The organism is Kitasatospora sp. NPDC059747, from assembly GCF_042732955.1.
Classification (GTDB): Bacteria; Actinomycetota; Actinomycetes; order Streptomycetales; family Streptomycetaceae; genus Kitasatospora.
Window position 1 is genome coordinate 1 of the sequence record NZ_JBHWGV010000092.1, and the last position, 12,178, is coordinate 12,178.

The 12,178-nt window shown below is 73.7% G+C and carries 11 protein-coding genes; 8 read left to right on the forward strand and 3 right to left on the reverse strand.

What is annotated here, in order from left to right:
• Positions 1-179: 179 nt before the first annotated feature.
• The 5 genes from ACFV4G_RS31535 (at position 180) to pyrE (ending at position 6,562) form a co-directional block, all read left to right on the forward strand.
• Positions 180-1,340 carry a pyridoxal phosphate-dependent aminotransferase gene (locus ACFV4G_RS31535; protein WP_380445535.1) on the forward strand — a complete coding sequence of 387 codons (1,161 nt, stop codon included), beginning with the start codon at positions 180-182 and terminating at the stop codon, positions 1,338-1,340.
• 501 nt (positions 1,341-1,841) lie between these two features.
• Complete coding sequence (locus tag ACFV4G_RS31540) at positions 1,842-2,372, forward strand: DUF2617 family protein (RefSeq protein WP_380445536.1); 531 nt, start codon at positions 1,842-1,844, stop codon at positions 2,370-2,372.
• A gap of 139 nt (positions 2,373-2,511) precedes the next feature.
• Positions 2,512-4,146 carry a polyamine aminopropyltransferase gene (locus ACFV4G_RS31545; RefSeq protein WP_380445537.1) on the forward strand — a complete coding sequence of 545 codons (1,635 nt, stop codon included), beginning with the start codon at positions 2,512-2,514 and terminating at the stop codon, positions 4,144-4,146.
• A gap of 839 nt (positions 4,147-4,985) precedes the next feature.
• Entirely contained in the window at positions 4,986-5,951 is a 966-nt protein-coding gene (locus tag ACFV4G_RS31550) for a carbon monoxide dehydrogenase (protein WP_380445538.1), read from the forward strand.
• Positions 5,952-6,025: 74 nt separating this feature from the next.
• Positions 6,026-6,562 carry an orotate phosphoribosyltransferase gene (gene pyrE, locus ACFV4G_RS31555; protein WP_359970438.1) on the forward strand — a complete coding sequence of 179 codons (537 nt, stop codon included), beginning with the start codon at positions 6,026-6,028 and terminating at the stop codon, positions 6,560-6,562.
• A gap of 125 nt (positions 6,563-6,687) precedes the next feature.
• Here pyrE and ACFV4G_RS31560 read toward each other — a convergent pair whose 3' ends face one another.
• On the reverse strand, positions 6,688-7,407 hold the full coding sequence (locus ACFV4G_RS31560; RefSeq protein WP_380445539.1) for a DedA family protein: 720 nt from the start codon (positions 7,405-7,407) through the stop codon (positions 6,688-6,690).
• A 300-nt stretch (positions 7,408-7,707) separates the two neighbouring features.
• Between ACFV4G_RS31560 and fbaA the strand changes: the two genes are divergently transcribed.
• Positions 7,708-8,730, forward strand: coding sequence for a class II fructose-bisphosphate aldolase (gene fbaA, locus ACFV4G_RS31565; RefSeq protein ID WP_380445540.1), 1,023 nt, complete (start codon positions 7,708-7,710; stop codon positions 8,728-8,730).
• Between the two features lie 111 nt (positions 8,731-8,841).
• Here fbaA and ACFV4G_RS31570 read toward each other — a convergent pair whose 3' ends face one another.
• The gene (locus tag ACFV4G_RS31570; protein WP_380445541.1) at positions 8,842-9,261 is read right to left on the reverse strand and encodes a DUF3151 domain-containing protein; all 420 of its coding nucleotides are present in this window, start codon (positions 9,259-9,261) and stop codon (positions 8,842-8,844) included.
• Positions 9,262-9,452: 191 nt separating this feature from the next.
• On the opposite strand from ACFV4G_RS31570, the gene ACFV4G_RS31575 reads away from it, so the two are divergent.
• A complete protein-coding gene (locus ACFV4G_RS31575) occupies positions 9,453-10,262 on the forward strand; it encodes a DUF3152 domain-containing protein (RefSeq protein WP_380445542.1) in 810 nt (269 codons plus the stop codon).
• A gap of 82 nt (positions 10,263-10,344) precedes the next feature.
• Positions 10,345-11,049: a hypothetical protein gene (locus tag ACFV4G_RS31580; RefSeq protein WP_380445543.1), complete on the forward strand. Its 705-nt coding sequence runs from the start codon at positions 10,345-10,347 to the stop codon at positions 11,047-11,049.
• A 178-nt stretch (positions 11,050-11,227) separates the two neighbouring features.
• Here ACFV4G_RS31580 and ACFV4G_RS31585 read toward each other — a convergent pair whose 3' ends face one another.
• Positions 11,228-12,040: a sterol carrier family protein gene (locus ACFV4G_RS31585; protein ID WP_380445544.1), complete on the reverse strand. Its 813-nt coding sequence runs from the start codon at positions 12,038-12,040 to the stop codon at positions 11,228-11,230.
• Positions 12,041-12,178 lie beyond the last annotated feature (138 nt).

Genomic DNA, 12,178 nt, shown 5'->3' on the forward strand with positions numbered 1-12,178 from the left:
GGGGGCCTTTCGGGGGGGAGCTCGGGCCGGGGGCCCGGCCGGCGCGCCCCCCCCCGCGCGCCGCGCCCGCCCCCCCCCCCCGCCGCGGCCCCCCCCCCCCCCCCCGGGGGGGGCCCCGTCCTTGTCCCGGGCCCCCGGCTGCCCCAGGATGGGGCCGACGACGACGTGGGAGGACCGTGATGGGTACGAGGCCGCTGCTGAACCGCAGGCTGGCGGGCATGGGGACGACGATCTTCGCCGAGATGTCCGCCCTCGCCACCGCCACCGGCTCGATCAACCTCGGGCAGGGGTTCCCGGACACCGACGGGCCCCGCGAGATCGCCCGGGCCGCCGCGGACGCCGTGCTGACCGGCAAGGGCAACCAGTACCCGCCCGGCCCCGGCATCCCGGAGCTGCGAACCGCGATCGCCGAGCACCAGCAGCGCTTCTACGGCCTCGCCTACGACCCGGACACCGAGGTGCTCGTCACCGCCGGCGCCACCGAGGCCATCGCCGCCGCCCTGCTCGCGCTGCTGGAGCCCGGCGACGAGGTGATCGCGTTCGAGCCGTTCTACGACTCGTACGCCGCCTGCATCGCCATGGCCGGCGCCACGCGCGTGCCGCTCACCCTGCGGGCGCCCGCGTTCCGCCCCGACCTGGACGAACTGCGCGCCCTGATCACCCCGCGCACCCGCCTCCTGCTCCTCAACACCCCGCACAACCCCACCGGCACCGTCCTCACCGCCGACGAGCTCGCGACGATCGCCGCCCTCGCCGTCGAGCACGACCTCCTGGTGATCACCGACGAGGTCTACGAGCACCTCGTCTTCGGCGCCACCCACCACCCCATCGCCGCCCTGCCCGGCATGCGCGAGCGCACCGTCGGCATCTCCTCGGCCGGCAAGACCTTCTCCTTCACGGGCTGGAAGGTCGGCTGGGTCACGGCGGCCCCGGCCCTCGTGTCCGCCGTCCGCACCGCCAAGCAGTACCTGACCTACGTCAGCGCCGGCCCCTTCCAGTACGCCGTCGCCGAGGCGCTCGGCCTCCCCGACGAGTACTTCGACACCTTCCGGGCCGACCTGCTGCGCAAGCGCGACCTGCTCGCCGAGGGGCTCTCGGCGGCCGGCTTCCGCGTCTTCAGCCCCGAAGGCACGTACTTCATCACCACCGACATCACGCCGCTCGGCGAGAAGGACGGCATCGAGTTCTGCCGGGCCCTGCCCGAACGCTGCGGCGTCGTCGCGATCCCCAACGCCGTGTTCTACGACAACACGGACGCCGGCCGCAGCCTGGTCCGCTTCACCTTCTGCAAGCGGGACGACGTGCTCACCGAGGCCGTCGCGCGGCTCCAGCGGCTCTGACCTCCCGTCGACAGGCACTCGGGAGGCAGGAGACCGCGCGGGAGAGAGCTGATGATTCGTCAACTCGCCTTCCATATAAGCCTCGTTGATATCAGCTGATGCCCGTGGGGCAACCTCCCCCGCCTCCCGGGCACGCCCCGCCGCCCGCCGGATCCACCACCCGGCGGGCGGTGGCGCATTCGGGCGCGCGGACCGCGCACAACCCGCGCGCACGGCGCACAACCCGGAGCATGGGGCGCACGCTGTGCAAACTCGCACACCGGGTCGATCAGAGCCGGGAAGCAGGTGTGCTCGAAACGGTGAATGCTTGACAAAGTTGGGTAAATCACCGACGGACCCGGCGTATTCATGCTTCTCTGCTGCTGAATCTCCAGCCGGAATCCTTCCTTCCACGGTCGGCCGCGCCCAGCGCCGCACAGCCACGAACAGCCTCGCCAATCGCCTAGGCCTAGTCGCTGCTGCTTCGGCGGGCGCGCACGGAGCTGAAACGCGGAGCCGAGCATGCTCACCACACTGCAGACCTCCTACACGGACACCCGCGCCGGTGACCTGGCGTGGTGCCTGGGCGGCGACCCGCTGCCCGCTCTCGCGGTCCGCGACCTGAGACTCGACGGCAACGGCCGCCCCGGCACGACCGGCACCCTCCAGCTGCGGCTGCTCGGCGCCTCCCACCAGGTGGTCATCGCGGCCGGCCCGGGCGAGTGCCTGGAGACCGTCGCCTGCCTGCCCGGCCGCCGCACCCCGCTGCCCGCCCGGGTGGCCAAACAGGTGGGCGGCTGGGAGTACGAGTTCGCCGCCCGGATCGAGGTCCTCCCGCCGCACGACTTCGCGGCCCGCGCCCAGGAGCTCCTCGCCCTCGTCGAGGGCCACCCCCGCGGCCTGGCCGGGATCTTCCCCGGCGACCCGAGCGCCTTCACCGCACTGGTCACCCAGGGCGGCGCGGACCGGCTGCTCTGGCGCACCTGGCACGCCTATCCGCAGGAGGGGCAGCTGGTCTGCACCCGCTCCTCGCTCGTGCTCGCGCAGCCGTGAACCACATCGGCCCGGTGGGCGGCGACGAACCCGCCATAGCCCTTGAATCGCACGCAGGAACGATTCGTCAACCGGGTGTCCCGCACTGTCCGTCGGATGGGTGCAGCTATCCGTCCCGCACGTCCCCTAGCGTTTGTTCGTGATCAATCATCCAGCCGGTCCGCCCACGCACCCGGGCGTCGACCTCGACGACGACAGCCCACCCCGGCCCGGGCGGAACCTCACCCCGCTGCCCGCCCGCCGCCGGTCCCGGCTGCGCTCCCGCCCCCGGCTGGCCCGCCTCACCGTCCTGCTGGCCGCGTTCGTCTGCGCGGCCTGCGGACTCGTCTACGAACTCGAACTCGTCGCGCTCGGCGACTACCTGCTCGGCGACACCGTCACCCAGACCTCCGTCGTGCTCTCCGTCATGGTCTTCGCGATGGGACTCGGCTCACTGCTCGCCAAGCGCCTCACCCGCCGCCCCGCCACCGCCTTCGCCCTCGTCGAGTGCGCCCTCGCCCTCACCGGCGGCCTCTCCGTCCTCGCCCTCTACTCCTGCTGGGCCTGGATCGGCCGCTACCAGGCCGCCATGGTCGGCCTCACCTGCCTGATCGGCGTCCTCATCGGCGCCGAGATCCCGCTCCTGATGACCCTCATCCAGCGGATCCGCCGCGAGGACGCCGGCCGGGCCGCGGCCGACCTCTTCGCCGCCGACTACGTGGGCGCGCTCATCGGCGGCCTCGCCTTCCCGTTCCTCATCCTCCCCGGCCTCGGCCCGGGCACCGGCGCCCTCGTCACCGGCGCCGTCAACGCCGTCTCCGGGGCCGCCGTCGTGCTCTGGCTGTTCCGGGAGGAACCGGCCCCCCGGATACGACTGCTGCTCTGGGCCGTCGGCGGTCTCGTCCTCGCCCTCCTCGCCGGCGCCGCCGCCGGCTCCGACGCCATCGAGGACGCCGCCCGGCACGCCCTCTACGGCCCCGGGGTCCGCTACGCCACGCACAGCCGCCAGCAGGAGATCGTCCTCACCGGGCCCGCCGAAGGCCCCCTCCGGCTCTACCTCGACGGCCGGCTCGCCGTCTGCGGGCCCGACGAGTACCGCCGCAACGAAGCCCTCGTCCACCCCGCCATGGCCGCCGGACCGGACGCCCGCGTGCTGCTCCTCGGCGGCGGCGACGGGCTCGCCCTGCGGGAGGTCCTCCGGCACGGCGGGGTCCGCACGGTGCACGTCGTCGAACCCGACGCCACCCTCACCGGACTCGCCCGCACCGACCCCGGCCTCGCCGCCCTCGCCGGGCACTCCCTCGACGACCCCCGGGTCCGCACCACCGCCGCCGACCCGCTGGAATGGCTGCGGCGCTCCCCCGACGACCGCCCGTACGACGTCGTCGTCGCCGACCTGCCGGCCCCCGACGACGGCGGGCCGGTCAAGTTCCACTCCCAGGAGTTCTACGGCCTCGCCACCCGGCTGCTCGCCCCCGGCGGCCGCATCGCCGTCCGGGCCGGCGCCGAGGGGCACGGGCTCTGGCAGACCGAGTCCGGGCTCAGGGCGGCCGGCCTGCGGACCGTCCCGTACGCCGTCCAGGGAAGCGCCACGGCGAGCTGCCGGGCCGGAGCGGCGGAGGGCACCCAGGACTTCCTGCTCGCCTCCGACGCCGAACCGCCACTCGCCCTCGCCACCGACGCCCCACCCCCACGCGCCCTCACCACCGCCACCCTGCACACCTCGGCCACCCGCCTCACCGCCCTCCGCCCCACCCACCCCCCAGCCGCCCTCAGCCTGCTGGGCCCCCGCTGACCACGACGGAGAGCGGCCGCCGCACAGAAAGTCGGCGGGATCGACTTCCAGCGCCGCCCGCCAAAACGGGCATCCGACGCCGCCTCCGCGCAAGAAGTCGGCGGGATCGACTTCCAGCGCAAGCGGCACCAGGCGCCAGCACAACCCCGCCCCCGAAGCCACAGGTGCCGAGCAGGGCAGGCGGCCAAAGCCACCACCGCACAGGAAGTCGGCGGGACCGACTTCCAGCGCCGCCCGGCAGCACGGGCATCCGACGCCGCCGCCGCACAAGAAGTCGGCAGGACCGACCTCCAGCGCAAGCGGCATCAGATGCCAGGACAACCCCGCCCCCGACGAACGCGCCCCCGAAGCCACAAGTAGCCAGCAACACGGGCGCCCGAAGCCGCCGCCGCACAGGAAGTCGGCGAGGTCGACTTCCAGCGCAAGCGGCACCAGATGCCAGGACAACCCCGCCCCCGAAGCCACAGGTGCCGAGCAGGGCAGGCGCCCAAAGCCACCGCCACGCAGGAAGTCGGCGAGGTCGACTTCCAGCGCCGCCCGGCAGAGCAAGCGCCCAAAGCCACCACCACACAGGAAGTCGGCGAGGTCGACTTCCAGCGCCGCCCAACAGCACGGGCATCCGACGCCGCCGCCGCACAAGAAGTCGGCGGGATCGACTTCCCGTGCAGGCCGCTCTCCCTGCGGGAGTGCGACCGGATCACGGTGCCGGGGCGGGTGAGCCGGACCACGTATGGCCGAATGGCGTGCGGGTGCGGGTGGGGGGGTGTTCGGCGGGGGTGGGGAAAACGGGTGGGCGGTAGGTGGGGACCGGGTGCGGTTGGGTCGGTAGGCTCCGTGGCATGGAGCATGAGGTTGTCGTCCCGATGGCTGCCGAGCTGGTGCGGCAGGCGCTGCAGGATCCGGCCGTGCTGGCCCGGAGTGTCCCGGGGCTGAGCACCGAGCCGACGGCCGTCGGCGGCGGGCCGGCCGAGGAGATCGCGGGCCGGCTGCGGGTGCGGATCGGCGGCTCCACCATCACGTACAAGGGCGTGCTGTCGCTGATCGAGGGCCGGGAGGGCGTGCTGACCGTGCTCGCCGAGGGCCAGGAGGCGCGCGGCACCGGCGAGGCGACGGCCACCGTCCGGGTGAGCGTCGCGGCCGGGGCCGATGAGGGCACCGCCGTGGTCCGCTTCACCGGCGACCTGAGCGCCACCGGCCGCCTCGCCGAGTGCGACGACGAGACCCTCGCCGCCACCGGCCGCCGCCTGCTGGACCGGTTCGCCGCGGCTCTCGTCTCCCCGGACGAGGCACCGGACGAGGCACCGGAGGAAGCGAGGGAGACGGAGGAGACGGACGGAACGGAGGACGGGGGCAGCGTCCTGTTCATCGAGGAGCACCAGGACCACCCCGGCGACGACCTCGACGACGACCTCTCCGACCTGATCGCCTTCTCCGACGCCGACGCCGAGCGCTTCGGCCTCCCCACCGGCGGCGCCGACGAGCACGAGGACGCGGTGGCCGAGGAACTGCCCGCCGAGCTGCCGTTCGAGTACGAGGAGGAGCCGGTGCTGACCGGCCCGGTGCGCCGCAGCATCGTCGGCCGCTCCGCCGAGGAGGTCGACCACGCCCCGCCGCGCGGCCGCTACGCGCCCGCCCTGCCGGCCCGCAGCGCACGCGCACGCGCGGCGTCCCGCTGGGGCGGCGACGCCGGCGGGATCGTGGTGCCCGGCCCGGGCGGCCGCAGCGCGGTGCCGTGGGTGATCGGCGGCGGGGTGGCCCTGCTGGGCGGCGCCGTGGTGCTGGTGCGGGCGCTGCGCCGCAAGTAGGTCCTCGGGCCGCGGGCCGACTCGCTGCTGCCCGGCGGGCGGGCGCCGCGGGTCGGGCCCTAGACTGAACGCTCATGAGCAACGACCGCGACGCCCTGCTGGCACAGATCAAGGACAAGGCCGTCGTGCACGGCAAGGTCACCCTTTCCTCCGGCAAGGAGGCCGACTACTACGTCGACCTCCGCCGGATCACGCTGGACGGCGAGGCCGCCCCGCTGGTCGGCCGGGTGATGCTGGACGCGACCTCGCACCTGGACTACGACGCCGTCGGCGGGCTGACCCTGGGCGCCGACCCGGTCGCCGCCTCGATGCTGCACGCCGCCGCCGCGCGCGGCCGGACGCTGGACGCCTTCGTGGTCCGCAAGGCGGGCAAGGCGCACGGCCTGCAGCGCCGCATCGAGGGCCCGGACGTGAAGGGCCGCCGGGTGCTGGCGGTCGAGGACACCTCCACCACCGGCGGCTCGGTGCTGACCGCCGTCGAGGCGCTGCGCGAGGCGGGCGCCGAGGTGGTAGGCGTCGCGGTGATCGTCGAGCGCGGTGGCGCCGCCGCCGTCGAGGCGCAGGGCCTGCCGTACGTGACCGCCTACACCGCGGCCGACCTGGGCCTGTAGTCCGCCCGGCAGGACCCCCGCAGCATCCCCGCAGCACCCCGAGAACGTCAGAGGGGCCCGGTCCCGTCCCACGTGTTTCACGTGGAACAAGGACCGGGCCCCTCCGCCGTTCCGCCGGTGTGCGCTCAGCCGCGCCGGTGGCGCCCGCCGGCGCTCTGCGCGGTGTCGCCGACGGCCTCCACGCCGCCGCCGGCCTTCTTCTTCTTGCGCTCCCGCAGGACCTCGATGAGGATCGGCGAGATCGAGAGCAGGACGATCAGCAGGACCGCCGGGATCAGGTACTTGTCGATCACCGGGGCGAGCGCGTCACCGAAGAAGTAGCCGATCAGCAGCATGGACTCGGTCCACAGCACGCCGCCGATGACGTTCCACAGGAAGAACGTCCGGGCGGGCATCTCCAGGGTGCCCGCGACCGGGTTGAGGAAGGTCCGGACGATCGGCATGAAGCGCGCGAGCACGACGGCCTTGCCGGGTCCGAACTTGGTGAAGTACTCCTCCGCCTTCATCACGTACTCGCGGCGGAAGATCTTCGACTCGGGCTTGTCGAACATCCTCGGTCCGACCTTCGCCCCGATCAGGTGCCCGAGCTGGGCGCCCGCGATCGCCGCGATCGGGGCTCCGGTCAGCAGGAGCGCGATCGGCAGCTTGGCGCCGTCGCCGAGCACCGACGAGGCGGCGTTCGAGGCGGCCACGCCGGCGATGATCAGCAGCGAGTCGCCCGGGAAGAAGAACCCGACCAGCAGGCCGGTCTCCGCGAAGATGATCGCGAGAAGCCCGATGGCGCCGAGGGACGAGATCAGTTGTTTGGCGTCGAGCAGGTTGACGGCCAGCTGGTTGTAGTCCACGGGCGCAGGATAGCGGTCGTACCTTGCGGGCGGTCTCCGCGTACGCCCCCCCGGGCGCCGTTCCGACTGGCGGGCTCCTGCTGACCTGCGAGCACGAGTCTGGGAAGATGACACAGGCGTCCGGTCCGCGGTCGCAAAACACCCTCGTTGTCTGCCGCGGTGGTCGCCCCGAACCTTGGTACCGGTGTGCCGGACCCGCAGAGCCGCGCATCGGCGGCCGGTACCCCGGAGTCGTCACGAAGGCGTACCCAGCGTCGGACAGCACCGTCCGTACGCCGCAACCCGACAGGAGCGGATCGCATGCCCATCGCAACTCCCGAGGTCTACAACGAGATGCTGGACCGGGCCAAGGCGGGCAAGTTCGCCTACCCGGCCATCAACGTCACCTCGTCGCAGACGCTGCACGCCGCGCTGCGCGGTTTCGCCGAGGCCGAGAGCGACGGCATCATCCAGATCTCGACCGGCGGCGCGGAGTTCCTGGGCGGCCAGCACAACAAGGACATGGTGACCGGCGCCGTCGCGCTGGCCGAGTTCGCCCACATCGTGGCCGCCAAGTACGACATCACCGTCGCGCTGCACACCGACCACTGCCCGAAGGACAAGCTGGACGGCTACGTCCGTCCGCTGCTGGCGGTCTCCGCCGAGCGCGTCGCCAAGGGCCTGAACCCGCTGTTCCAGTCGCACATGTGGGACGGCTCGGCCGAGACCCTGGCCGACAACCTGGAGATCGCCCAGGAGCTGCTCGCCCAGGCCGCCGCCGCCAAGATCATCCTTGAGGTCGAGATCACCCCGACCGGCGGCGAGGAGGACGGCGTCACCCACGAGATCAACGACGAGCTGTACACCACCGTCAACGACGCCGTGCGCACCGCCGAGGCGCTGGGCCTGGGCGAGAAGGGCCGCTACCTGCTGGCCGCCTCCTTCGGCAACGTGCACGGCGTGTACAAGCCGGGCAACGTCGTGCTGAAGCCGGAGCTGCTGCGCGAGCTGCAGGACGCGATCGGCAAGCAGTACGGCAAGGCCGACCCGTTCGACTTCGTCTTCCACGGCGGCTCGGGCTCCTCCGCCGAGGAGATCGCCACCGCGCTGGAGAACGGCGTCGTGAAGATGAACCTCGACACCGACACCCAGTACGCCTTCACCCGCCCCGTCGCGGCGCACATGTTCCAGAACTACGACGGCGTGCTGAAGGTCGACGGCGAGGTCGGCAAGAAGAACACCTACGACCCGCGCACCTGGGGCAAGCTGGCCGAGGCCGGCATGGCCTCCCGCGTGCTCGAGGCCGCGCAGCAGCTGCGCTCGGCGGGCAACCGCCTGAAGTGAGCCCGGTAGCGGCGCCGGTCCCGGCGGCGCGAACGTCGGTGCCCCCGGTGGTCCGTCCACCGGGGGCACTCACGCGTTCGGAGGCTCACGCACTCACACCGGACGGGCCGGCTACTGCTTGAGCGCCTCGTACGCCTCTTCGCTGCTGTCCTTCAGGAACTGCCAGCAGCGGGCCTCCTCCTCCGTCTCCTTGATCGCGCCGGCCGCCCGGGCCAGCGCCGCCAGGCAGCGCAGGAAGCCGCGGTTGCCGCGGTGCTCCCACGGCACCGGCCCGTGGCCCTTCCAGCCGTTGCGGCGCAGCGCGTCCAGGCCGCGGTGGTAGCCGGTGCGGGCGTAGGCGTACGACTCGACGTAGCGGCCGGCCGCGAACGCGTCGTCGGCGAGCATGGCCCAGGCCAGGCAGAAGGTCGGGAAGTCGGCCGCGACCTGGGTCGGCGACGCCGACTCCTCCGCGAGCATGCGGTAGGGCTGCTCGTCCTCGGGGAGGTGGGTCGGTTCGGGGCCGTCGAGTAGATTCCGGTGAATCGCCATGGAGTGCAGTCTGCCATCCGAGCCGCAGGGGTCAACCGCCGTCGGGTGACCGGACCGGGCGGAAAGCTGCATACCGGGTATGTGGACATTCACCCGTTCTCCATGTCAGGGTGTCGAGCGTGCCCGCAGCTCGAACCGCCTCGCGCAGGAGTGCCCGCTCCGGCCGCAGACGCCGCCCGCCGCGTCGCCGCATGGGCCCCGCGCTCCTCATCGCGCTCGTCGCCTCGGTGGCCGTCCTGTCCACGGCGGTCGTCGTGCTGATGAGCCGCCACTCCGCCGCGCCCGCGACCGGGCCGACGACGCAGGCGCGGGTCGTGCCGGCGGCCGAGCTGAGCGCCCCCGCTCCGACGGCCACCCCGACGCCCACCCCGACGCCGACGCCGACGGCCACCCCGACACCCACGCCGACTCCGACTCCCACCGCGTCCGACCCCGGCCCCGCCAAGGGGGCCGGGACGTTCACGGTCGCCCCCGCCACCGCCCAGCCGGTCGGCAAGGGCAACATCCGGCGCTACCGGGTCGAGGTCGAGGACGGCATCGGGATCGACCCGACGGCCGCCGCCACCCAGATCCACGGCATCCTCGGCGACAAGCGCGGCTGGACCAGCGACCGCAAGAACGGCTTCCAGCTGGTCGCGAGCGGCCCGTACGACTTCACCGTGAAGATCGCCTCACCCGCCACCGTGGACCGGCTCTGCGGCGCCGCCGGCCTGGACACCCACGGCGAGGTGAACTGCGACGTCGGCAGCCAGGTGATCGTCAACGCCAAGCGCTGGAACACCGGTTCACCGCAGTTCGACGGCCCGCTGGACGAGTACCGGGCGCTGATCGTCAACCACGAGGTCGGCCACCGGATCGGCCACGGCCACGAGACCTGCCCCGGCCCCGGCAAGCCGGCGCCCGCGATGATGCAGCAGATCTACGGCCTCAAGGGCTGCGCCCCCAACGCCTGGCCGTACTCGGCGGACGGGACGTACCTGGGCGGGCCCTCGGTGCCGTGACCGGCGCGAAAGCCCGTGCACCGGAACAGGATCGGGACGGAGTAGGCGCGCGCCCGCGATGAGCGCGCCCTACCCTGCGAGCATGACCGCTGCCCAACGCCGCACGTTCACCGCCGTGTTCGCCTCCGCCGGGGTCCTGCTCGGCACCGCCGCCTGCTCGTCCTCGCCCGCGGGCGTGGCCGGTCCCGGCGCGCTCTCGTACGACACCGTCCGCGCCACCGCCCAGAAGCTGCACCAGGACCGGCAGAACACCTGCCCCTTCGGCCTCGACCTCGGCAAGGCCCTCAAGGCGGCCGGGCTCCCCGACGCGGTCGGCCCGGACACCGGCAACGGGTCCGCCGTGGACGGCGAGGTCGGTGACGGCCGCCCGCCCCAGCCCTGGCCCACGGGCGCGACCCACCCGCCGGAGATGCCGTCGATCCCGGCCACTCCCCCGAACGCCGACATCACCTGCGCGTACCGGGCGGGCGGGAGCTCGCTCGCCGTCGAGCTGTTCGCCGTCCCGAAGACCGGAGTGGCCGTCAACCTCCTGCTGCCGCGCATCCAGAGCCGGGCACGTGCCTCGGTCAGCCAGCTCCGGCAACTGGCCGACCACCAGCCGGGCCCCGGACAGACCGTGCTCGTGCCGGGGGCGGACACGGCCGCCCTCGCCCGGCTGGCCCCGAAGGGCGAGGGCGACATCGTCCTGATGCTGTCCGAGGACTCCGCGGGCGACACCCCGGACCGGACGTACACCGGTGAGGGCCTCCGCAAGGCCGCGGAGGCCCTGGCGGGGCAGCTGCGCTAGGGCGTGTCTTTCGGCTCAGGTCGGAGGGCCGCGGCGTCAGGGTGCGTGCATCGCAAGGCGGAGGAGGGAGTCCATGCGGAGCATCGGCGACCGACGACAACGCAGCGAGGCGCGTGCCCTGGCGTCGCGGCACCCGGCCTGATCCGAAAGACACGCCCTGGGGCGAAGAGCCGCCGGATCAGCCGAGGACCGGCAAGTACGCGCTCAGGTCGCTGCGTTCGCCCGAGGCCGAGACCGCGGCGGCGTCCACCGCCGCGGCCCAGGCGGTGCGGCCGGTGGCGAGCCGGATCCAGGTCAGCGGGTCGGTCTCGACCACGTTGGGCGGGGTGCCCCGGGTGTGCCGGGGGCCCTCGACGGCCTGCACGACGGCGTACGGCGGGATCCGCAGCTCGACCGCGCCGCCGGGGGCCCGGGCCGCGAGGGTGTCGGCGAGCAGCCGGGTGACGGCGGCGACGGCCTGGCGGTCGTGCGGGAAGGCGTCGGAGCCGAGGGCGTCGGCCAGGTCGTCGGCGTGCACGACCGTCTCGACGAGCCGGGTGACCAGCATGTCGGCGAGCGTCATCGAGCCGAGCCGGATCTCGAACCGCCGTGCCGGGTCGGCGGCTTCGGGCCGCTCCAGCAGTCCGGTCAGCGCGTCGGCGGCCCGTCCGAAGGCCTCCGCCACCGCGGCCGGGGACCCGGCGAAGTCCGCCGCGGCGCGCTCCCCGGCCTGCTCGTCCAGCAGCGGCGCGACCGTACCGACCGCCACCACCCAGCCCGTCAGGTCCAGCGGCGGGCGCCCCTGGAGCGGATCGTCCAGGTGCGCGGGGACGAAGTCGAGCTGGACGGCGAGGTGCGCGAGCAGCTCGCGGACGGTCCACTTCCCCAGCCTGGTCGGCAGGTCCAGCTGCTCCGCGGTGAGGCCGCGCACGGCGGCGCGCAGCGCCCCGGTCTGGGCGGCCAGCGCGGCGCGGACCTTCTGCGGTTGGTACGTGCGGGACTTGGGAGGCATGCGGCTCAAGATACGCCGAGGGGGGGGGGGGGGGGGGGCCCCCCGCCGCCCCCCCCCGCGGCGGAGGTGCGCCCCGCGGCCCGGCACGCGCGGGGGGCGGGGGCGGAGCAGCGCCCGCGGGGCGCGGGGTAGGTCGCG